The organism is Bradyrhizobium sp. MI1.11, from assembly GCF_055811255.1.
The window spans coordinates 1-23,152 of record NZ_JBVVPM010000073.1 but is presented as its reverse complement, the minus strand read 5'-3'; the positions used below and the strand labels follow the sequence as shown (position 1 = coordinate 23,152).

General features: G+C 57.5%; 12 protein-coding genes, 3 pseudogenes and 1 other annotated feature. Of the genes and pseudogenes, 7 read left to right on the top strand and 8 right to left on the bottom strand.

What is annotated here, in order from left to right:
• The first annotated feature begins 87 nt into the window (after window positions 1-87).
• Window positions 88-5,652 (top strand): trifunctional serine/threonine-protein kinase/ATP-binding protein/sensor histidine kinase, encoded by a 5,565-nt coding sequence (locus AC0L30_RS38305; protein WP_473406432.1) that lies wholly within the window; start codon window positions 88-90, stop codon window positions 5,650-5,652.
• Between the two features lie 419 nt (window positions 5,653-6,071).
• Here the strand turns inward: AC0L30_RS38305 and AC0L30_RS38300 are convergent, their stop codons facing one another.
• Window positions 6,072-6,698, bottom strand: coding sequence for an FMN-binding negative transcriptional regulator (locus tag AC0L30_RS38300; protein ID WP_473308817.1), 627 nt, complete (start codon window positions 6,696-6,698; stop codon window positions 6,072-6,074).
• 989 nt (window positions 6,699-7,687) lie between these two features.
• Window positions 7,688-7,963 (bottom strand): polysaccharide lyase domain-containing protein, encoded by a 276-nt coding sequence (locus AC0L30_RS38295; RefSeq protein ID WP_473406431.1) that lies wholly within the window; start codon window positions 7,961-7,963, stop codon window positions 7,688-7,690.
• Window positions 7,964-8,876: 913 nt separating this feature from the next.
• Here AC0L30_RS38295 and AC0L30_RS38290 point away from each other — a divergent pair.
• Window positions 8,877-9,806, top strand: a complete 930-nt coding sequence (locus AC0L30_RS38290) for a TauD/TfdA dioxygenase family protein (RefSeq protein WP_473308815.1) — start codon at window positions 8,877-8,879, stop codon at window positions 9,804-9,806.
• Between the two features lie 734 nt (window positions 9,807-10,540).
• On the opposite strand, the gene AC0L30_RS38285 is transcribed toward AC0L30_RS38290, so the two are convergent.
• The 3 genes from AC0L30_RS38285 to AC0L30_RS38275 form a co-directional block, all read right to left on the bottom strand.
• Window positions 10,541-11,800, bottom strand: coding sequence for a carbohydrate porin (locus tag AC0L30_RS38285; protein ID WP_473308814.1), 1,260 nt, complete (start codon window positions 11,798-11,800; stop codon window positions 10,541-10,543).
• Window positions 11,801-13,524: 1,724 nt separating this feature from the next.
• Entirely contained in the window at window positions 13,525-14,877 is a 1,353-nt protein-coding gene (hemN, locus tag AC0L30_RS38280; RefSeq protein ID WP_473406430.1) for an oxygen-independent coproporphyrinogen III oxidase, read from the bottom strand.
• A 1,559-nt stretch (window positions 14,878-16,436) separates the two neighbouring features.
• The gene (locus AC0L30_RS38275; protein ID WP_473308829.1) at window positions 16,437-16,640 is read right to left on the bottom strand and encodes a GcrA family cell cycle regulator; all 204 of its coding nucleotides are present in this window, start codon (window positions 16,638-16,640) and stop codon (window positions 16,437-16,439) included.
• A 408-nt stretch (window positions 16,641-17,048) separates the two neighbouring features.
• Here AC0L30_RS38275 and AC0L30_RS38270 point away from each other — a divergent pair, with 408 nt between their 5' ends.
• The 4 genes and pseudogenes from AC0L30_RS38270 (at window position 17,049) to AC0L30_RS38255 (ending at window position 20,168) form a co-directional block, all read left to right on the top strand.
• Window positions 17,049-18,287, top strand: coding sequence for a cytochrome P450 (locus tag AC0L30_RS38270; RefSeq protein ID WP_473308812.1), 1,239 nt, complete (start codon window positions 17,049-17,051; stop codon window positions 18,285-18,287).
• A gap of 724 nt (window positions 18,288-19,011) precedes the next feature.
• Window positions 19,012-19,418: pseudogene (locus tag AC0L30_RS38265) on the top strand (transposase); the annotation flags it as partial.
• Window positions 19,297-19,409 (top strand) — a sequence feature (AL1L pseudoknot). Its footprint overlaps the pseudogene before it by 113 nt.
• Window positions 19,419-19,421: 3 nt before the next feature.
• Window positions 19,422-19,634, top strand: a pseudogene (locus AC0L30_RS38260) (helix-turn-helix domain-containing protein); the annotation flags it as partial.
• 318 nt (window positions 19,635-19,952) lie between these two features.
• Entirely contained in the window at window positions 19,953-20,168 is a 216-nt protein-coding gene (locus tag AC0L30_RS38255) for a hypothetical protein (protein ID WP_085348737.1), read from the top strand.
• Window positions 20,169-20,450: 282 nt separating this feature from the next.
• On the opposite strand, the gene AC0L30_RS38250 is transcribed toward AC0L30_RS38255, so the two are convergent.
• From AC0L30_RS38250 to AC0L30_RS38240, 3 genes and pseudogenes are all read right to left on the bottom strand, one after another.
• Window positions 20,451-20,684, bottom strand: coding sequence for a hypothetical protein (locus AC0L30_RS38250; RefSeq protein ID WP_473308811.1), 234 nt, complete (start codon window positions 20,682-20,684; stop codon window positions 20,451-20,453).
• 6 nt (window positions 20,685-20,690) lie between these two features.
• A pseudogene (locus AC0L30_RS38245) lies at window positions 20,691-21,882 on the bottom strand (diaminopropionate ammonia-lyase).
• A 690-nt stretch (window positions 21,883-22,572) separates the two neighbouring features.
• A complete protein-coding gene (locus tag AC0L30_RS38240) occupies window positions 22,573-22,830 on the bottom strand; it encodes a LysE family translocator (protein ID WP_473308810.1) in 258 nt (85 codons plus the stop codon).
• Here AC0L30_RS38240 and AC0L30_RS38235 point away from each other — a divergent pair.
• The coding region (locus AC0L30_RS38235) for a hypothetical protein (RefSeq protein ID WP_473406429.1) at window positions 22,831-23,152 on the top strand (322 nt) is incomplete at its 3' end.

The window sequence follows — 23,152 nt, the reverse complement described above, 5'->3', positions numbered from 1 at the left end:
CCAGCGGCGAATTTTGCGAAGTTCCTTCACAAGGGCGCCCCTTATGTGTCAGATTTTGGCTCGCGTCTTCTTAGTCTGGTCAGGCAAATGCCGCGCGACCCTCCCAGCCGAACTGTGTTCGGCTCAAATCTCGACAACGACATCCAGCCCCTGTGGAGGGACGGAGGTCGTGTGTTCTGCCGTGCGTGGCGGCAAATCAACGGCAGCAAGGCTGTCGTGCTTCTCGTGCGGCCCACCGCGGAACACCCCGCCACGATCGAGTGCCTCGCCCACGAGTATGAGCTGAGAGAGGAGCTAGATGAGGCATGGGCGGTGCGGCCTCTGGAACTCATCCGGGAAGCTGGTCGTACCATGCTGGTCCTGGAGGATCCATGCGGGGAGCCGCTGCTAAACTTAGTTGGAGTCGGCATGGAGCCTCAGCGCTTCCTGCGCCTTGCTATCGGTGTCACGAGGTCCGTGGGCAAGCTTCACCGCCGCGGCTTAATCCACAAGGACCTGAAACCCGGTCACATTCTGGTCAATTGTCCTGACGAACAAGTACGACTCACCGGGTTCGGGCTGGCGTCCCGGCTTTCCCGCGAGCGGGTGCCGCCTGAGCCTGCCGAGTTCATCGCCGGCTCGCTGCCCTACATGGCGCCCGAACAGACCGGACGAATGAATCGCTCAGTCGACTCTCGCAGTGATCTCTATTCACTTGGCGTGATATTCTACCAGATGCTGACCGGCGCGATGCCGTTCACGGGCTCAGACCCGTTGGAGTGGATTCATTGTCATATTGCAAGAAAAGCAACACCGCCCCTCGAGAAATCGCAAAATGTCCCGGAGCCAATCTCTCACATTGTGATGAAACTCCTCGCGAAAACCGCCGAGGAACGCTACCAGACTGCCGCTGGCCTTGAACACGATCTGCAACACTGTCTGGCAGCATGGGCCAACCATGGTCGCATCGAGCCTTTTGAGCTTGGCGCAGACGACACACCTGATCGGTTGATCCTCCCCGAGAAGCTCTATGGGAGAGCCCGCGAGATCGAGACCTTGCTTGGCTCTTTCGATGGCGCGGTGAAGAGCGGCGCGCCGAGGTTGGTGCTGGTTGCCGGTTATTCCGGCATCGGTAAGTCTTCGCTTGTCCAAGAGCTACACAAAGTACTCGTGCCCTCGCGCGGGCTGTTGGCATCAGGCAAATTCGACCAAGTGAAGCGCGATGTGCCCTTTGCGACACTAGTGCAGACCCTTCAGAGCCTTGTGCGTCCTCTTCTCAGCAAAAGTGAGGGCGAACTCGCGACCTGGCGGCAAGCGTTCCGGGAGGCCCTCGCTGGGAATGGACGGCTGATCGTCGAATTGATCCCCGATCTGAGCCTGGTTATCGGGGAGCAGCCCGCGGTTGCTGAGCTTCCAGCCCGTCAAGCGCAAATCCGTTTCCAGCTCGTGCTTCGTCGCTTTATTGGCGTGTTCGCCCGGCGGACCCATCCATTGGTGCTCTTCCTCGACGATTTGCAGTGGTGTGACGCCGCAACACTCGACGTGATCGAGGATCTGCTGGCCCAGCCGGATCTGCACCTGCTGCTTGTTGGAGCTTACCGCAGCAATGAAGTTGATGCAGATCATCCGCTCAAACGCAAGCTCGAGCCCATCCGGAGAGCCGGCCGAAATCTACAGGAGATCACGCTATCGCCGCTCAGCGCAGACGACGTCGCGCAGTTGGTCGCGGATACCCTTCGCTGCGGACCAAAACGCGCTGCCCCGCTTGCGAGCCTGGTGCATCAGAAGACGATGGGCAATCCGTTCTTCGCCATTCAATTCTTGTCTGAACTGGCCGGAGAGCAGCTGTTGACGTTCGATCACGAGTCGGCGCGCTGGCGTTGGGATCTGCAGCGCATTAAGGCAAAAGCATACACCGAGAACGTCGTCGATCTGATGCTCGGCAAGCTCATCCGGCTGCCCAAGGAAACGCAGTGCGCGCTGCAACAGCTGGCCTGTTTCGGCAACATCGCCGGGACGGCGGACCTTGCGATTGTGCTCGAAATTGCAGAGGAGCAGGTGCACGCGACCCTGTGGCCGGCAATTCGGCGGGAACTGATTGTGCGGCATGGGACAGCTTACCGCTTCGTCCACGATCGCGTTCAAGAGGCGGCCTACTTGCTGATGCCGGAATCCTCGCGCGCTCCTTCCCATCTGCGGATCGGTCGGATGCTTGCGGCACATGTTCCTGTGGACAAACGTGAAGAGGCCATCTTCGACATCGTCAGTCAGCTCAATCGAGGTGTCGCACTAATCACTTCCGATCCGGAGCTAGAGCAGCTTGCGCAGCTGAATTTGGTCGCAGGGCAGCGTGCCAGGGGGTCGGCGGCCTACGCCTCGGCACTCTCATATTTCACCGTCGGTGCTGCGCTGCTCGCAGAGCACTCTTGGCAAACGCGCCATGAACTCGCGTTCGCACTCGAGACCAGCCGGGCCGAATGCGAATTCTTGGTAGGCCAGCTGGAGATTGCAGAGCGTCTCTTGTCCGCACTGCCGAAGCACGCCTTGAACGGGCCCCAACGAGCAACGGTCGCATGTTTGCGGGTCGATCTTTACTTGACGCTAGGTCAGCACGGCCGGGCAGTGCTCATAGGTCTCGAATATCTTCGCGGCGTCGGCATCGAGTGGTCGCAGCGTCCGACGGACCAGGAAATGCTGGCCGAATATCAGCGGATGTGGTCACAGCTGCCCGACGCAATCGAGGATCTTGCTGATTTGCCTCGAATGACAGACCAGGCCACGCTTGCCACACTTGCCGTGTTGACGCGGATTGTTCCGCCGGCAGGCTTCACGGACGCCAATTTATCCGCTTTGGTGATCTGCCGAGCGGTCACCATCAGCCTCAAATACGGCAACACTGATGCTTCCTGCGCCCATTACGCATGGCTAGGCCGAATCTCGGCCGGACGCTTCGGTGACTACCAAGCGGCTGATAAATTTGGTCGTCTTGCTTGCGACCTGGTTGATCGCGGTGAGTTCTCTCGTTTTCGGGCTCACGTCTATTTGGCCGTCGGAGGCAACGTGATCCCGTGGACGAAGCCGCTTAGAGACGGCCGAGTTTTGATCCGGCGAGCCCTCGAAGCCGCGGTCAGTAGCGGTGATGTCATCTATGAGGCGTACAGTTCGGTCCATCTAACCTCAAGTATGATGATGGCCGGAGATCACCTGAAAGAGGTACAGAACCAGTTAGAGAAAAGCGCTGCTACGATCCGGAACAGAAAGGTACAATTTGCTGCTGAGGCGGTAGCCGCTCAGCTCGCAATCATCAGAACCATGCGCGGCCTCACGCGCTCACTCGGTTGCTTCGATGACCAACAATTTGACGAGCTAGACGTTGAACGATCGTTGGCAGGAAGTCCGGAGTCACCTAGCGAAACCGTCTACTGGATCCGCAAACTTCAGGCGCGCTTCCTATCCGGCGATTATGCTGCAGCTGTTGAGGCTCGCTCGAAGGCCGAGCCCAAACTATGGACCATACCAACAGAGCCCTTGACCGCGGAGTTTCACTTTTACGGTGCGCTGTCTCACTCGTGTTATTGCGACAGGCTGGGCGAAGGCGAACAACAGCCACACCGACATATCATTGATGCCCATTACAGGCAACTGCAGACATGGGCGACGAATTGCCCCGACAACTTCGAGAATCGGGCTGCCTTGGTCGGAGCTGAAATTGCGAGGCTGGAATGCCGGGATGCAGACGCAATGCGACTGTACGAACACTCAATCCAAACCGCAGGACGTAACGGTTTCCCCCACCACGAGGGGATCGCTTGTGAACTTGCCGCGCGCTTTTATGCTGCACGCGGTTTTGGCAGGATCTCCCGGGTTTACCTGCAGGACGCGCGGCGCGGCTACCTTCGTTGGGGAGCGGATGGTAAGGTGCGTCAACTCGAGGAGCTGCATCCACATCTCATGCATCAGGAGCCCCCTCTTGCCGTGAATGGCATGACGATCGGAGCTCCGGTTGAGCATCTTGATCTGGCGACGGTGACAAAAGTCTCGCAAGCCATTTCCGGCGAGATGGTGCTCGAGAAATTAATCGACACGCTTATGCGGACGGCCATTGAGCAGGCCGGCGCCGAACGCGGTTTGCTGATTCTGCTGCATGGAGGCCAGCCACGGATCGAGGCGGAGGCCACAACGGTAGCAAATACGCTCCTTGTAAAGGTGGATGAACACCCCGTAACCGCGATGGCTCTTCCCGAATCCGTGCTGCATTTTGTGCTACGTGTCCGCGAAAACGTCGTTCTAGAAGATGCTGTCGCCCAGCCTTCATTTGCCGAAGATCCTTATATCCGCGAGCGCAAGGCGCGTTCTATTCTTTGCCTGCCACTGATCACGCAGGGCAAGCTGATCGGCGCACTTTATCTGGAGAATAATCTCGCACCGCGCATATTCTCGGCTGCCCGAACGTCAATGCAGAAAATGCTTGCCTCTCAAGCTGCAACAGCGCTCGAAAACAGCCGGTTGTACAGCGAAGTTCAGCAACGGGAGGCGAAAATCCGGCGCTTGCTCGACGCTAACATCATCGGAATCTTTATCATTCACGAAGGGGGCGAGATCATCGAAGCAAATCAAGCCTTTCTTACGATGGTTGGATACGACCAAGAAGATCTCCTCGCAGGCCGAGTGAACGGTCTCGATCTGACGCCTCCAGAATGGCACGAGCGCACAATGGATGCTAGCGCAGAAGCAAAAAGGACCGGAGCTGTTCAGCAGTTCGAGAAAGAGTATGTTCGGAAGGATGGCAGTCGGGTGCCGGTGCTGATTGGCCTCGCCGTGTTCGATGCGCGAGAGCACCAAGCTGTTGGCTTCGTCCTAGACCTGACAGAACGAAAGAGAGCGGAAGCGGAGGCCCGTGAAAGCGAACGGCGCTATCGCGAGACTCTGATGGGCCTTGCACACGCCAATCGGATCACGACAATGGGACAGCTGGCCGCCTCGATCGCCCATGAGGTGAACCAGCCGATTGCCGCGATCAGCAGTAATGCGGGGGCGGGGCTAAATTGGCTCAGTGCTCAACCGCCAAATCTGGAAGAGGTTCGGCAGACCTTCGGTTTGATTGTCCGTGACAGTATGCGCGCAGGAAACGTGATCCGTCGGATCCGCGCTCTAATGAATAAAGCTCCTATGCAAACGGAGCTTCTTGCAATTGACGAATTGATCGTAGAGGTGCTGGCCCTAGTCCGCGCGGAACTTGCACAAAATGATGTGTGGGTGCAAACCCGACGGCCTGAGGCTTTGCCGCTCGTTCGGGCAGATCGCGTTCAGGTACGGCAGGTGATTCTCAATTTGATCACGAATGCCATCGAGGCTATGAGCGAGATCAACGAAGGCGAGCGCGAATTACTGATCACGACGCGCACAGATGGCTCGAATAATGTATTGGTCAGCTTTCGGGATACAGGTCCAGGACTCGATCCAAACAGCGCAGACCGTATGTTCGAGGCGTTCTACACCACCAAGTCAGAAGGCATGGGCATGGGGCTGGCCATTTGCCATTCCATTATTGAGGCGCATGGGGGCCGGATGTGGGCGGGCGCCAATGATCCTCACGGGGCCGTCTTTCAGTTCAGCATGCCCGTTGCGCCGGAGGGCGTCGAGCAGGCGAAACAGGTCTCTTGGACGGCTTAGGCCGAATTCGAGGTCGAGCAGGGTGGTCCGGGAGCCCCGATCATTGTGACAGAAGTGAGCTGCGCGACCTTGCAAATGTGAGACATTCGCGTTTCTTGCTGCCCGTCGGGAGTGTGCGCGACCGCAGATTGTCGTGAAGTGTCAGAGAGTCTGCAATCTGACCGCAATGTCAGATTCCAGACGCTTGGAGGGCTCCTTGCAAATCTCTTAAGACTTGCACGCCATAAAAGCTGGAGTTGGCCTAGCGGCTTGGCGTTCGCGGTGCCGCTCGCGGACGCCGCGCGTTCCTGTGCTGTGTAAAGCACCTGCCGCGAGCAGAAACCCGCCGCCCGCGCGTGGTTGTGCAGAAGGACAGCAGTCGAGGAAGTGGAGGAAGTCCACGTGACACCGGTTCGTTTACAATACCTCGATCGGGTTCGTCATCCTTTCGGAATGAGGTGAGCCGCACGACGGTCTTCCTCACGGTTGCTCTTGGATAAGCCCTCGATGACGCCGGCGCGATCCGCGGCATTGCGGTTCTGGCTCATCTTCCGTGAGCCATCTAGCCGTGTAATTTGCAATCGCAGGCCGATAATCCCCTCGAGCTCCGCTTTGATGAAATCGGCAGGTGCGTCCGAGACCGCCCAGCGGTCTTTGCTTGAACGCTCATGTACATCGGTCAGCCGCGTGACTACCTCGCGGAGCCGATCGGAATCCTCGAAGAACTCAACTTGTCCGTAGGCATGCACAGCGACATAGTTCCACGTTGGTACGGCCTCGCCTCTCTCGTGCTTGGTCACGTACCATGAAGGGCTGATATAGGCCTCCGCCCCAGCGAAAATTGCCATCGCCTCTCCGGTTGGTGTCAGCTTCCACTGCGGATTAGCACGCGCCACGTGCGCGTAAATCGTGCCCATCGAGCCTGCGCTCTCGTCGAGTACTACGGGCAGCAACGTTCCAACAAGCCCCTCGTGAGTGGCGGTGACCAGTGTCGCTGTCCGTGCTTCGCGCATTGTTTGTTGAAGGTCGGCGATATCGAGAACTTGGAAGCAGGACGGCGTGTACATCAGTGAAGCTCCCAGGCAGCCCGACGGAAGCCGGGCGTCTCATGATTTGAACTGCGGTACGCCTCATTCGGGATCACAGGAACAGCCAGGTTTGGTAGTTGCATTCCAGGGCCTTAGGGCAGCTAGCCCATCAAGCGTCGAAGGCGCAAATCAAAGAGCGCGGTTGCAAGCTGGTCCCGCCGTTGCCTTCGAGCCGTGCGCGTTACGTGAAACGCGGGGATAAGATGTTGCTTTCATTCTGACCGCGCTCTCGAAGCATCGACCGCTGTTTTCATCAGTCGTGAGCCGCTCAATGGCTACCCAGGTCGATTCCATCTGGCACGGTGCCTGCGGCTGCACACCTCGACTGTTGTTTAGCATGCTTCCGATGTTACCAGCCTGCCTTATTGACGACGATTTAATGGCGTTAACGCCGCATGCTGATGGCCCCGTCTAGTTCAGCAGGCTCAAAAATTCAGGTTGTTGTGCGGAATTGCGGAGGTAAGAGAGAGCATCATATGCCTATGAAACACACGATGGAGCACATCAAGCGTTCGTTGCACGTGCTCTGCGGACTTGCTGCCGTCCTCGGCGTCTCGTCCCTCCTCGGACCGAACGATGTGCGATCGGAGGCCATCATGGGCTTTGGCTCTGCAGCGACGGGCGGGCTGGGAGGCGAGATAGTTCAAGTCAGATCAACCAAGCTCTGAATTATGAGTTATGTCGGTGGTACAGCTTCGGCCAGTGCAATGACGATAGTCCGCGCGAGATCCAGGTAATCGGAACCATAGACTTTACCGGTACGGAGGGGCGAGGCGAAGGGCAGGGGTCCCAATACGGCCGTGCCTGTTCGGCACCTTACAAGCGTGAGTCCCTTCTTCTTATCGATGGAAACGACGCGCATTGCGATGGCAAGGAGAAGATGTCGGTCGCATTCGACAGGGCCGGCAAGCGCCCGCTGGAAATTGGCTCAAACAAAACGGTGATCGGCATTGGCTCGGCCGCTACAATCAAAGTGAAGGGGTGGGGTCAGCAACGTCGTTATTCGCAACCTGACCATCAGTGGCCCGCCCCGAGATCTCATGAAAATAGTTATTTGCGATAGTGATCGTCTCCGGGACACCAAGAAACAGGAGGTTCCAATAGTGCTCCCCGTTAGAATAGGAGGAATAGACATCGCTGCCATCGAAGTCGTTCCAGGAAAGCGTAATATTCGTCGTGGGGAAAAAGCCGCCGACAATCATCTGACGCCCGATATTGTGAAATCGGTTGTGATCGATCCACACCAGGTCGGCTCGTGCAATTGAAATAGCATCACCGGCAAATATCACGCCTTCATTGATATCAGCCGCACATTGACGGTGCGCAGGCCATTATCCATCTCGTTAACAATTACTTCCACAACACGAATGCGCAACACAGCTGCGGAGTTTTCCATGCAGTGGTTGCTGGATCATCTGTGCAAGCACTCGTCGAGGGTAATTACTTCGACAACATTGAAACACCTTTAACGACCGGTAGTGGACATATCTTTGCCGTCTTAGGCAAAGCCACCGGGACAATGCCGAGCATCTGCCTCACCGCCCTCGGACGTCGGTGCATCGAGAACATCGCGATCCCAGTGCCGCGGGTCAATGGCTTTCGCCTGGATGAAACCGTAGTTCAATCGTTTGGGTCTCTTCCAAGGTCATCTATTTCTCTTCCATTTCCAGCGGATGAAGTTCCGGTAGTGATCGCCGCCAGGGCAGGTCCCGGACACCTTCAGAGCCGGTGATGGCTCGTTCGCAGACGCGGCCCGTATTTGGCCGATTGCTGCAAACAGTTGGGCAGGTGCCATACTTGACGAGAACGGCACGCACGGCTCGCTGCTCAAAGTTGCACGAAGGCCGTATGGCGCGTTTCTGTTCGGGTACCGAGCGGTACAATTCCTCTCGGTATTGCGTGCCTTTCGCCCCGGACCGAGGCGGTAGCCTCAGAGTTTTCACCTCTGGTGTATTTGCGGGTTCGGATTGCAAGAGGATTGGAGGTGCCATCGAGCTCCTGGCAAGCTGTTCGGATCATCAACCTGACGTTCACAGCTCGTGTCCGACTGGCATGGTGCTTGCTCAAGAGTACCCGCAGCGCGAGGCTCGTCATCGAAAGCGAGTGAGATGCACCCTCGTCTGCTTGAACAATCCGCAAAACTTGGAAAAAATTGCAATGAAAGAAACGGCTTCGACCGAGCGTGTCATTCCAGCGACCGACGTCGTCAAGCGCGCCGCGCGCATCGGTGTTGAAATCAGAGATATCAAACTTTCGGGTGATTTGCCGAGCCAAACCGTCGCTGCAATCAATAGCCTGCTGCTCGAACATAAAGTGATCTTCTTCCGCGATCAGCGGCATCTTGATGACGCGGAGCAGGAGCGCTTTGCCGCTTGTTTGGGAAAGCTGGTGCCGCATCCCACACTCGGTACGATCAATGGAACGACCTCGATCCTCGAGCTTGATTCCGCGCGTGGAGGTAGCCGAGCCGATGTATGGCACACCGATGGAACCTTTCTAGCGGCTTATCCCAAAGCTGCGGTGCTGCGAGCTATTGTGATCCCATCGTCCGGCGGCGATACGATTTGGTCGAATGCTGTGGCGGCCTACCTGGATCTGCCGCGGCCGCTCCAACGGCTTGCCGACGAACTCTGGACCGTTCACAGCAACGCCTTCGACTACGCCGGGACCTGCCGTGTTCGCGATATCGATCAGAAGCATTTTGATGAGGTCTTTACCAAAACAATCTATGAGACGGAGCATCCGGTGGTCCGTGTACATCCCGAGACCGGCGAGCGCGCGCTGGTGCTCGGCGATCTGGTGCAAAGGTTTATTGATATCCGAAAACGCGACAGCCAGAAGCTGTTTCAACTATTCCAGTCCTATATCACGGCGCCCGAAAATACCGTGCGCTGGACCTGGAAAGAAGGCGATGTCGCGATTTGGGACAACCGCGCAACACAGCATTATGCCGTTAACGATTACGGTGACCAGCATCGCGTCGTTCATCGTGCCACACTCGATGGTGACGCGCCCGTCAGTGTCGATGGTCGATGCAGTGTGACGCGCCTCAAGATGACGAAGCACCCGTCCACGAAAGTTGCCTAGCAGTGCGCGGCAAATTCACATAATTGCACTGGCCTTGTCGCATGTTCGCGCGAATAGATGTTTGCGAAGAGAAGTTAAGCCGAGCAGAACGCCACGCGCAATTGGATGGGAGGAGCTAACGCGCGCGCAGACCCGAGAGGCGACCTACTTGCTGAAGTAAGATGCTCAAGCTCATCTCGTCCGGCCGAAAATGATTCAGCGCCGAGTGGCGCGAGTCATCCGGCCGCGTCCGGTTGACTTTCCCACGGAAGGGGGTGCGTTTCCGCCGACCTTGCGCATCGCCTTTCGGACGACGGCACGACCGTCGGACAGACAGAGCGCGATTGCCGGAGCTGGCTGAATTTTGGCATCTGTGTCGCGGTTCCACTTACCAAGTCTCGTCGCGGGAATCTCCGAGGGCACGATCTCGGCGTTGTCATGGCAGAGTAAGAGCTCGGACGCGAGTCTGACGAGCTGCAGGAGCAGCTAACGTGAAACAATGTCGCTCCGCAAGAGGATACGACTTTTGCACGATACGGCGCCGGTCTATCGCTCGTAGACCGAGTCAGCAAAGGCTCCAAGCTACCATTCCCAACAGCAGGCTACCTTGGACATGCCTAAATTCACGCGGTACCCGGCCTCGCGCCAGGAGCACAGAGATAGCAAAACGCCGCGATGACCGGCCCCAAGCCGTTGAAAGGGAACGATTGTGATTTCGACGACATGCCGGTGAATTCACGCCCAGTCCTGAGCCCTTAGAAGAATACCGACGTAGATACTAACATATTCAGAGCGTGTCCGGTTTGCGGTGTGTAGGTAATGCTTGTCGGGTGATTGATGTAGGTCAGTCCTACGGTTGTATATATCCCGGGCGCCAGATGCGCCGTGTACAGTCCTGAAATTGCAGTACTGTCGCGGTGCGCCAGCTGTTCTTTTGCCAGTGCAGCGTCCACCGCGACATGGCTCCAGATGGTATTGCTGACAACAAGACTCATCTGATCTGTGGGCCGGCTGTCCAATAGGCCCTTCGCATAAAGGCGAATCTCGTAGTATTGACTAGCTCTATTTAGGTCAGGCGGAGCATACATTGCAGAGAGCCCGCCATGGACTCCGCGAGATGCCGAGCCGTGGACGGCAGACTGCCAGAATTGCCTGTCCGCACCTACATAGTAGACGCTGTTGGCCTTGGTCGCCGCTTCTGTCGGATGCTGCAGGTCCGTGTAGCTGCTGTTGTTGAAGCCCGCGCCAGCCCGCAGCCAAGTCTCCATTACACCCGGAGTAGGCTTGTTCCTGTAGGAAAGCTCATCAAGCAAAAGAATGCCTGCGTCGCGCGTGCTCCAGTTCAAACCAGTGGGATTCTCGCTTACATGCGCATATTGTCCTGCTGGACTGACCGAGCGCTGGATTGAGAGCTTGTTATATAGGCGATCATCAAAATTGTACTTCAGATTAAGAGCCGGCGTTGGCGCCCAATTGTTGCTCATGCCAGCTTGGAACAGCATTTTCGATGAGGGTCCGAACACTTTGTCTCCAGCGCCTGCAAACTCATGTTGGTTCCTGAGGTAGCCCACTTTGAGTTCGATCCTTCTGTCGAATAACGTTTGATAGTAAGAAACTGCATTGAGGCCCAGCCGATCTGGCCCAGCGCTCTGCCATGTCCAGTGTTGATGCTCGGCTCCAACCACGATCTGACCATCGGGAATTCCAAGCCGAGCGAGGTCATAAGTCACGATCATAGAGTTGACCGTACTAAATGTCGGATTCTGGCCGACATATTGCTGATTGGCGATGGTGCTTCTGGCGGCATTGCCGAGTTCATTGTCGACAAACGTGTTTAGCGTCCAGCCAGCAAATCCAATCCCGAGATCCGAAAATTGGGATCTGAGAGAAGCTGTATCCTGATCTATCGTGTCCGCAGGACCAGGAGCAGTGAAAGCGCCACCTCTTTCGCGAAGCTTCTCGAATTTTGCGAATGGGTCGATCGGCTTTTCAATTCTGCTCTTGGCCGTCTCCATGGCAACGTCGCGCTTAATTGTGGTCGAAGCTGTTTTTGGCAAGGAGCTCCTAGAAAGGCGCGCTGCTCCCTTGGGCCGCCCGCTTCGGAATGTGATGGCCGGATCCGAAATTGTTCTGCTTGTTGCCTCATCGAGCTCATCGGGGCTGGGGCTTCTTGGGCCAGAGATCTCGCGACTCGGCGCCGCCGAACTGCTGGCGAGACTAGCTATCAGACAAAGGACAATACGACCTCGTGGCTTCGCAGTTGGTCCAGACATGAAAGCAACGACGCCAGCCAGGTATGCTTGCGTGGATAGCGGCGTTATAACGCAACGATGCATGGTGAGTTTCGCGCTCATCGATTTGAATAAAGTGCACTTCCACCTGACGGCCTTAGAGCGGATGTCAAATCTTGTCCCTCAATGTGGTGGGAGACGCTTGACACCAGGCGGCCTCTCTATCTCAGCGAGACCCACCTTGCGCGCTATCACCACAGCGGCGCCGCTTGGCCTACGGGTGGGTACACAGCGCAAAACAACCCAGTCGCTCGATCGCTAATCAAGGCGAGCTTCTGCTGGAGGGGGTCGAAACATTAGCGGGCTGCTCGGTGTGTGCGTTCGCTAGCAAGAGATTGGTGGCCGATACACGGAGCCCAGGAACCTTGCGACAAACCCGCTGCCAAAACGAAGGAAATAGTTTTCAACAGAGAGCAACGGCAATAGCGGGGCTGGCAGAACAACACGCCCGATCCAAGAAACGCCGCTCGCTGCTCGGTCGATGGGATGAAGCACGGGCAGGCAGAAGGGGCTAACATCCTTGGCGGCCCGTAAGCTCGCCGCCACAAACCCTCGAGTGGCTCTTAGGGGAAGATGGAGGGCACGATTGGAGACAGTTGGATACCTGGGGACGACGAGGCAAGACATTCATCAGCTCCATTGATCGATGAAATCTATATCGCGCGGCGACTTCTTATGTGGCCCGAGCGAATTTCACCGCCACTGACTGGCATGTGCCCGTCGTCTCTATCAATTGCTAGGTTTGGTAGTTGACTGAGCGGGAGGTCGGCTGTCGCTGCGTGAATCGTAGCTAATGTGTCGCTCGACTCCACAGCCCCGGCGTTCACGGCGATCGGTATCGCAGCGTGGGCGGGTGAATTCTAGGCGTTCGCTTCGATCCACGTCGCGCGAAGCTCTTACAGGGAACGATCTTTTCGAAGACGGTGATCCCGCCGGATCTGGTTGTAGTTGTGGCGCTCGAATATCCTTTGCGCCGTATCACGCATGATTTCGGCGGCCACCGCCGGAGCCAAGGGTCAGATGTCCTTGTCCACCCGGACGGGCTCAATCAGGGTTTTCGATCCGGAAGTCCCTAAACGTCGAGATGGCATCATCTCCGACGACATAAGATGATCTCTTCTCGATCTCCAGTTGGTTGGCCGCGTCGCGCAACCAGTCGTCGTCCCCATCGAGGTCTTTCTACACGGCTAATGGCGGTGATGGGATGAAACTTGTCGAGATGTAGGGTCACGCTGCTTTTGAGCGAGGAGCGTTGTTGTCGGGGCGTCCATTTCCCGGCAGTAGTGCGTCCAGCTTGTCTTCGCGGCGCGGGTCAGGGCGACTCTCCGCCCCACAGCTTCGCACGGCGTCGTTGATCGAACTGGAGCTGGTTGTGAGTGTGCCAGGTGAGCGACCGCATTCCTCAGGCTTCCTGGCGCGTGCAGCAAAACGTGATTCATTTGATCCAATCATTGCGTTGGCTGGTCTGAACAGAGGGGGGGCGCGATGAAACAATCGAATGCGGCTGCCACAGCCCGGGTGAGAAAACGATGCTCCAGCCTCACGCGGAGGACTCCCTTTTCCATTTCGACGATCCCATCCTCAGCGAGCATTGCCAAGCGTTCGCCTGAACCGAGCAAACCGACCGGGTCAAATCCATGAGCAGCGCAAATTGCCGGCACGTCCACCTCGAAATCGCACATTAGCCGCTCAATGATCGCGGCCCGGACGCGGTCTTCAAGGCTGAGACAGTAGCCCTTTGACGTCGCCAGACGGCCGGCGTTGATTTGGCCGGTGTAGGAACCCGCTGTAACTTCGTTCTGGACGTAACCCTCGCCAAGCCGGCCGATCGCCGACGGTCCGAAGCCGATCACTTTATTGCAGGTGTCGGCGGAGTAACCGAGTGAATTCCGCCGCAGGCGACCGGCTTTCTGCGCCAGCGCGAGCTCATCCTGCGGCAAGGCGAAATGGTCGAGTCCGATCTGGCGGTAGCCCGCTGCAGTCAGTGTATTGGCCATCGCGGCTGCTTGTTCTGCCCGGGCATGACTGTCTGGCAGCGCTGCCTCGTCGATCAGGCGCTGATTCTTCTTGAAGGAAGGAACGTGCGCGTAGCCGAACACCGCAAGCCGGTCTGGTCGCATTGCCAGCGCCGTTGTCGCGGTCTGAACGCAGGACTGCACCGTCTGATTTGGCAGCCCGTAGATGAGGTCGAAGTTGACGCGCATTATTCCATGCTGCCGCAGCGCCTGGACAACGCGCTCTGTTTGTGCCTCACTCTGGACCCGGTTGATGGCTTTTTGGACAATTGGATCGAAGCTCTGGACGCCGAGGCTCGCGCGGTTCACGCCGGCAGCCGCCAATCCTTCGCATGTGGCGAGCGTGAACGTGCGCGGGTCGATCTCAACAGCAATGGCGGCCGTGTTCGAAATGGCAAAGCGTCGGCGCAGAAGCTCCATCAACCGGCGGAATTCCGTTGGCTCGATGAGGGTCGGCGTTCCACCGCCGAAGTGGACGTCGCTCACAGGCAGCGGTTGCGCAACCTGCGCCGCGACCAAATCGATCTCCTTACGAAGAACCCCCAAAAAGTCGAGGATAGGAGAATGCCGGCGAGTGATGCTTCGAGCGAAGCCACAATACCAGCAAATCGATCGACAGAACGGAATGTGGAAATAGAGCGACACCGATTGATCAAGCGACAGCTGCTGCAGCCATCTCTCACAGGCGTCGCCGCCGACTGATTTGGAGAACTGGGCTACAGTTGGATAGATGGTGTACCAAGGAAGGCGAGCATCGTAATACTTGCTTAAGATCGAGGTCTGCAAGGATTGTTATCCCATGTTTACGAAGTTTTACGTCGCAAGCGAATTGTCCTGCATCCCTTTGCTTGCCAAGGGCGATCGGGACTGTCGCTAGGCAATTGGGAGCTTGCGTGACGGCCGATCTGCGGAAGAAACGCGCTGTCGGATGACGATCCGCTCCCCTCGGACACAGAGAACAAGTTCTGCAAGCGAGATACTCGAATCAACACAGCCACGGCGGGGTCCCCAATTCGTCCGCCTCGATAATCTTTGATCTTCGGCAACGAGACACCCACCAGGGCCGTTTAAGCTGCTAGACCTCGAACTGCTCCACGATTTGACTCGTGCGAGGTTCAATGACCAACATTGATACGGTCCCGTATTCTCCGTCAACTGACAAGGTTGGTAGTTGATTCTGCGTGGCGTATTCCCCATCGGTCCAGGAATAATGGGTCCGCTTGGCTCCGTCCCGGTATGTAGTGAAATTCGCCACTGAAGGGATTGTCGGTGGGCGTCTTCATGGATCCCTCGCAGAAGAAGTCCTTTCATGCGTCCGTTACTCGGCGGCAATATCGCTACGAGCGAAACGTTTCCTGTCGGCGGCTCTCGCGCAGCTGGCGTGACGAAATGAGCCGGGTAGGTGAGCGAGAACGGATGGGTGCAATTGAACAGCCGGCCGGCTCAGAGGCGCCGCCGGTTTTGCGCAGACGTCAAGGCACCTACGTTGGTGGTAGCCGTTTTCGTGTGTCTGCGCACCACAGGAGCCGACCTTTTAAACGACGTCAGGCAATATCCCGCGAGGGCAGCTCGTCAAGCCGCTCCAACGCTAAGCATAGCGCCGCCCGACGACAGGCGATTTTATCGGAGGTTCTTTCGGGAGAACAGGCGAGCGATCGAATAGTGGAGCTATCTGGTACTCACCGCTTCACCTTCTTCCGTTTCATCTCCGCCGTCAGCTCAAACCTATCGAAGCCGGCGAGAAAACTCGCGCCTTCCTCTAAACCCAGAAGGTCCGATCACAGTCGGAGGGCCACCGGGCTCACCCCCGGACACGTCGTACCTCGATGATTTGCCGAGTGTTTAGTCCCAGTCCAGCTCTCCACACGCCGGTCGCAGATATCGAAAGTGGTTGAGGATCAAGCGGCTTCACCCGGGCTCGTGTAGTTCGTTGGGCGCGGTGTGCCGAAAGTTCCGAACACCGCGCAAACTAGGACGGCGGGCGCTTCCCCAAAACGCATACCCGGAAAACGAGGCTCAGTAAGCAGAACGCTCTCTTCTCTCCAATTCTGCGCATCCGGCCTCTTGAGATTGGATGACTTGATGTACGATCGAGCCCTCCTGCCGCGAACGTTCTACTGGACGCCACTGTTCGTCGGATAGGCACAAATCGCGAAACCAAATAGCCCGAATGAACCGACTACGGCGGCCTAGACCCGGGAGATCGCGGCGCCGATAGCTCTAGACGGTATTCCTGACCGCCTCAGCTAGGATTGCGTAAAGCTGCCGCTTGCTCATTTCCTGAGGCCGCGTTTTTAGCGCCTTTTGCGGCAGCTTCTTTCGGACGCGATCGCGGCGGGCAGCCATCAACGTCGGCGCTCGCTTGGGCACCGATCTAATCTTGGGTTTTGTGCTGTTGGTGGCTTGTGACCTCGAGTGAGACCCAACCGAGTCGGCCTGCCGCAGACGGCGTTGCGACTGCACTCGAGATGAACCGCGATCTGCGCGGCACTCTGTCCCTCGGACCAGAGCTGTTTCAGCTGTGCCAATTCTCTTCTATTCCAGCGCATGGAAGATACTTTGTTGCCAGTTCGGACGTCCGTCGCCTCGGCAATGTAAGTGGTCGAGTGGCAAAGGGGCTGCCTGCCCGAGAAAATGACGATAAGCGGCTGGGTGCCACAGCTGCGAGTGCTTGCGGCTTGATGTTGACTACCACAAAGGGCACGTTCGCGCGCCTCCCAATCCTGATAGGGGAGCTTCGCTCGCCTTTCCATTATTCTTCGTCGACAGGGACCGAACCAAAGTCCGTAACATGATTTCAGATTTCGGAGCTCGCGCGAAGTCCAGCCATGAACATGCGTGACACATCGTTAGTGCACCGCCCAAGCTCGTCGTGTTTCGAGCGCGCTTGCCCGGAACTCTAGACAGCGCACTCAGCTGATCCAGCAAAAGTGCAAGCCAATGTCAGCGAGACAATCATGACAGCGTTATCGACAGAAAGCGCCTGCGAGAGCACTGATATCCCGCTGAGCCGCCTTGATGTAAGCGAACCCAAGCGCTTCGAGGATGATACCGTTTGGCCTTATTTCGAGCGGCTGCGAAGGGAAGATCCCGTCCATTATTGCGAAAACAGCCCATACGGACCATATTGGTCGATAACAAAATACCGCGACATCATAGCCGTGGACTCAAATCACACAACATTCTCATCAGAGCGAAGCGTCACAATAGTCGACCCGCCGGAGGAGTATTGGACCCCCAGTTTTATCAAAATGAATCCTCCTCTCCATGCTCAGCAACGTAAGACTATCAGTCCGATAGCGGCATCGGAGAACTTGGCAAATCTTGAAGGCTTGATCCGCTCGCGGGTTCAGAAGATTTTGGACGGTTTGCCGCGCAACGATACCTTCAACTGGGTCGACAGGGTCTCGATCGAGTTGACGACCCAAATGCTGGCCACGCTGTTCGATTTTCCATTTCAGGATCGGTGGTTGCTGACCTACTGGTCGGACGTAGCTGCCTTGACTCCACAAATGGGCGACCAGATCGACAGCTGGGAAAAGCGAAAGGTGGTGCTGTCGGAGTGCCTGGACTATTTTACGCGGCTTTGGAGCGAACGGGTCAATTGTGAGCCGCGCGGTGACCTGATCTCGATGATGGCGCATTCACCGGCGACCCGAAACATGGAGCCCCTCGAGTTCCTGGGCAACCTCATTCTGCTGATTGTTGGAGGTAACGATACTACGCGCAACTCAATTACCGGGGGCGTCTTGTTCATGAGCCAAAATCCATCCGAAATGCGAAAACTCCGGGATGATGCTTCGCTGGTGTCCGGCGCGGTATCCGAGATTATACGATACCAAACCCCCATTGCACACATGCGCCGGACCGCTGTGGACGATTTCATGATAGGCCACAAGCGAATCAGGCGAGGCGACAAAGTTGTGATGTGGTACATCTCTGGCAACCGAGATGACGAGGTCATTGCGAGAGCCAACAGCTTCATCATCGATCGGGAAAATGTACGGCAACATCTCTCTTTCGGATTTGGGATTCATCGCTGCGTGGGTAGGCGCCTTGCCGAGCTGCAGCTGAAAATCCTGTGGGAGGAGATGCTGAATCGATGTTTGGAGGTAAATGTGGTCGGCGAACCGGAGCGAGTTCAATCGAATTTTGTGCACGGTTATTCCGCACTGCCGGTGCAGATCCCAGGTTAGTCTCGGCTGCGGCCGACCTTCAACACTGTCATGCCGTTCAGAGCCGGCGGTTGGGACAACGACTTTCTGGAGACCAGTTCTCTAGGTAAGTTCACCGACGTTGCGTGACGGGCTTACGGTTGTTTCGAAGGTTGCGGGCAGGGGCCGCTATCGCGTCGAGGATTTCGGCCGGGCGGCTACGATACTCATCACGGCCTGCTGGAGCCGTGCCAGCCTTTCAAAGTGTAGGGAAGCAGTCCGTCCAGTCGATGAACTGAATGACCAGACGGGCCATACGAGGGGGGCTCACTTCATGTGAAGACGAGGACAAGCAGGCTCGAGCAGAGTAGCGCAAATCCGGCTGCGGTCAGCCCGAGGAAACTGCTGGAGACAAGATCATGACTGCCCATGAACGACCTCTGCGGGGAGGAATAGAGATCGGCAAACGCCGCTCCGCTTCCCTTTCTGGCCAAAATGAGCCGCATAATTCCTCCTGGTCTCGGGGCAGAGCGCACTTTTCCAGCAAGATCGAGCGACAGTTCGCCGCGTTCCGGCGGGCATCCTCGTTTTGTGCTCTCGTGGTTGCAAACGGATCGCTCCGCCAGAAGCTGAGTAGACCAGAGCATCTTGGCAGCAAAACTCACTCAATCGTGCCGTCAGCGTTTGAGCGCTTGCAGGATTGAGCGCCCATCTGAACCGCCGCCGCGGGTTTGGCGGAGGCTCCAAGTCTTGAGAAGGTGGAGCCATGACAAGCAAAGACGACGACAAATGTTCACCCGAGGCCCGAGACCGAGGGGTTCGTATAGCTCTGTATCAGGCCAACGAGCACAGGTCTCGCGCTGGACGACGGTGACTTCCATTGCGGCCAAGATCGGCTGCACGCGCAGACCTTGCATGACTGAGTCAAGAAGGTCGAGATCGACAGTGGGCAGCGGGCCGGCGTTCCGACCGAGCTGGCCGAGAAGCCCAAGGCTCCGGACCGGAAGAACCGCGAGCGTCGCCAGCCAAACGAGATCCTGCGCAAGGCAAGCGCCTATTTTGCGACGGCGGAGCTCGAGCGCTGGTCCAAGCCATGATCGCATCGACGATGATCGTGCGGCGCGTGGGGTCGAGCCGATCTGCAAGATGTTGCCGATCGCCCCCTCGACCTACCGCGGAAGCAGATTATTCCGAAAGGCGGGCGACATGCCACCAGCGATGTTCAGATCTTCGGCAAAAGCTGTCTCGGGGCAATAGCTCTCATTGGTAGAGCGCGAAGAGATTGCGCCTCTCAAGGTGCAGGGCCAATCGATCCAACAGATTGGACGTCGCCTCGGGCGGGCTGATTCGACAGTCTCGCGTGAACTGCGGCGCAACGGCCGCCCGCGCCGAACCAGAGGGCCATGGCCGCCCATGTGAGGACCATAGCGCCCGCGTGAGGCTCGCTCAGGGAAATGCGGTTGGCGAGAGCCCGGAAATCCGAGCCGTACGTTACGATTCCGTCCTCCTCGCAATGAGACGATTCGAACGCGGCGCGATCGTTTCGAACGCAAGCGCCGCGCGAATTGCGAGGATACCAAGCCGCGTCAAACCATGAATTCACTTCTGCACGCGAGAGGCTTTTAACCGCTCGACAAATGTGCGCTATACCGAGTGCAAAGAGGGCACTAGCCTTATCGCATTATCCCTCGAAAGGAGAGATGGAGCGTGAGCGAATTTACGGGAGAGGTTCAAGCGAATATGGGCCTGGTCTTGGATCAGGTCTGTGCGGGACTGCCGAATGGCGGTGACCACGAGAGCCGTCGGTATGTCGCTGAGCAACTGATCCAAGCGGTGCGGGCGGGAAAAACGACTCTGGGGGAGCTGACCTCTGCGGGACGTCGCGCTGTCGTCTATCTGAAGAATGCGCCGAAATCAGCCTAGCAGTCCCTTGTTGCCGGCCCGATCTGCCCTGCGTTCGCTCGCAGGCAACCGCGTACCAGACAGACCTCGTGGCGTTAGGGCACATTGACGGGTGGCATGGGTGCCGTCGGGCGCGGCATGAACGCGCTTTGGTGGTGGCCGCGTGCCGCCAATATGATCGCGAAAGCCGTGAGAACGATCAGGAGTCCACGCATCTCGACAGATTTCTCGGAGAGCTGTATCGCAATTATGAAACGGCTCATAGCCGGTGTGCCGAATCAAGAAGAAAATGAAGCTGTTGTATCATTCGATGAGGCGAACGCGGTTGGACTGCAAAGCGCCAAAGTCATAGCGCTTGTTGTGCGGCAAGACGGCAAAGCCATGCCTTTTGTGCCGAAAACGTGCGTACGGGCCTCGTTGGAAGCAGAAATCTGCGGCGGATTTCAATCGAAGGATCAATCGCTGGATGCCTTCGTTCTTGGCCTTCTCTTGGGCTTTCGTCCCCGTCACGAGTTCACCGAACGGGCCGCGGATCATGAGCGTCTAGGCCTCCAAGCTTCTCCTGACCACTTGCGACAGAGACTGACCCACGAACTGTTCGTAAGCGCCAGGATCCGTCGCGCCCTTGGTATTGATGAGGAAGACCCGTGCGTCAGGTTCAAGACCAGTCAAGCGCGCGAGGTCGAATCGGCCGCAACTTTCAGCAACCCTGCCAGACCAACCCCGCCACTTTCGCCTGCAACGATAGCCGGATCACCGTCCCGGGGATTGGCCAAACGGTTCATAACCCCGACGGCCTCCTCGTCATCGACAATCATAAAAGCGTCGGCTGCGCGCGAAAGGATGCGCCAAGCGACGAGCGAAGGTTCGTAGCACTCTAGCATCGCCATCACTGTCGGCTGCCCATGAGCTACCTTGACGCAATGCCCGGTTCGAGCGCTTTCAAACAGGCACGCTGCGCGCGATGGATCGACAACCGTGAAGGACGGGCGACTATCACCTAACGACACCGAAAAATGTCCAAGACCGCTGCGGCAAGTCCACCGACTCCTGACTGGACGAAGACGTGGGTCGGAGGTTCGGGCAACTGTCGTAGTGCTTCAGTCAGGAGCGCGGAGATCCCTGCATTACCAGACGAGGGATAGCCCGGCCAGGACCTGTCAGACACCGTGATTCAGCCGTTCTCTGCGGCAACTCGGGATGCTTCGGCAACGGAGTCATCGTAGTTGCCGCTGACGCGGATCATCTGCGCGCCATGTGGGACGATTGCTGCGCTACGCTGATCGCTGACGCCCGAGTGAATGAATATAGCGCAGTTCGCCCCCACGAGCTGAGCGCCGTGCGTTACGGACCTGCCATGATTGCCGTCCGTTGGCGCAGGATACCGTCATCCCCCGTGCTACGGCCTTCACCTCAGGTGCGTGAAGCTCCGAGATGTCAACAGCCCTGCCGAGGCGCGGAGTTGCTGCTTCTAAGACGAGCCGGATGACGGCATAGGAGCCGCCCAAAGCCTTGAAACTGCCAAGCCCGAGCCGGTGACCCTCGTCGTTGACTTGGACCGAGCCCACGCCAATCTCGTGGGCGAGGCCCGGCAAGGAAATCAGCGCTGTTTCCTTGTGGCCATTGCGATATCAAGAAACCGCTCCACCTCGCACGCAGCTTCGCGACTCAGCATGTTGGCATCCGCACTATCCAAAGGCGCCCGGTGGTCAGTGCGATGGTTAAGAAGCAACATGGTTCGAGTTGGCGCCGATCTAAGCATCGCGGCGATGCGCTTGCCGAAACACTAGCGGCAATCCCAGCGATGTCACGCCTTCTCGCTAATCCGCAAGAAATGGGAGGCCGCTCTCGATGACGACCCCGACGGTGCTCAGGATCGGGCGGGTGATGCTGATGTTTGAAGATCCGGCAGGAGGGCGTTGCGGCCATCGCTCACCCGTTCCCGGCTGCACTCCCCGTTTTGAGCACGAGGAAGGATGACGATTTCTAGGCCGTGGACACGAACTCGGTCCTCATCACGTACCCAGATCCAGCAGCACGAAAGCAAAAGGCAGCAGAGGCAAGCGCGTTGGATTGCAGTGGCGGGCCTTGCTCCCAGCCGGTTGATGCGTGCCTTCATGTTCTGCCGGCCCGGACGGCCAAAGCGCGGCCGAAGTCGAACCAGCATCGACGCTGGTCGTGATCCCGTTGCACGGTGAAGCAAGGACCTCCGATGGCAAGGCGTCCTTCGTAGCCGAATGGAGACTCTGCGCGCTATTCGAGCGCGGAAATTCGGCAGCGTGAACTCGTGCGCCGTGCGAAGAGTAGCGTTGGCCCCAGCCCGCAGATGATGGCGCCTGATGCCTGTCGCGCCTGAACGAAGAATGAGGGCCTTTTTTGCAAAAGCCATCCCTCGTCTTCTGTCCCCAATAGGTCACAATCAGGTCTACGCTCGTGTTGAGTGCGAGCGAAATGAGCCCAGGACGATGAACTGCATGCTGACACTCCCAGATGGGTCGACGAGTTGCGGGATGAACACGAGAAAGCATGCGGCTGTCTTGGGGTTGAGCGCCTCTACGACGATGCCCTGGCGAAAAGCAGAATGCGCATCTGTCGTCTGCAATTCTATCGGATCGACGCTTGTCTCGCGCCACGCCTTAATCCCGAGCCAGATGAGATATAGGCCTCTGGCGATCCTGAGCAATTGCTGTTTGGCAGCAACTCCGACGTGGCCGCTTGGCAGGCGGGAGAGGTTGGACTGACGGTGCCTCGCCCGTTGGTTTTTATCGACTTTCCAAAGCGTACGAAGTTCATCCCGATGGCGGCCGAATTCACGAACGGAAAGGTCGTCACTTTCTTCGACAAGCTCTTAGCCGACAATGGCGAACGCCCGCCACCGTACAAGCAAGAAGACAAGGCAATCTATTGGAAGTGGTTCGATGACCATTACTGCGGAATCCGAGGCAAAGCGGCCACCGATTCCGACGGAAGGCGGCCAGCGATTCCGATCGAAAGCGGCCACCCAA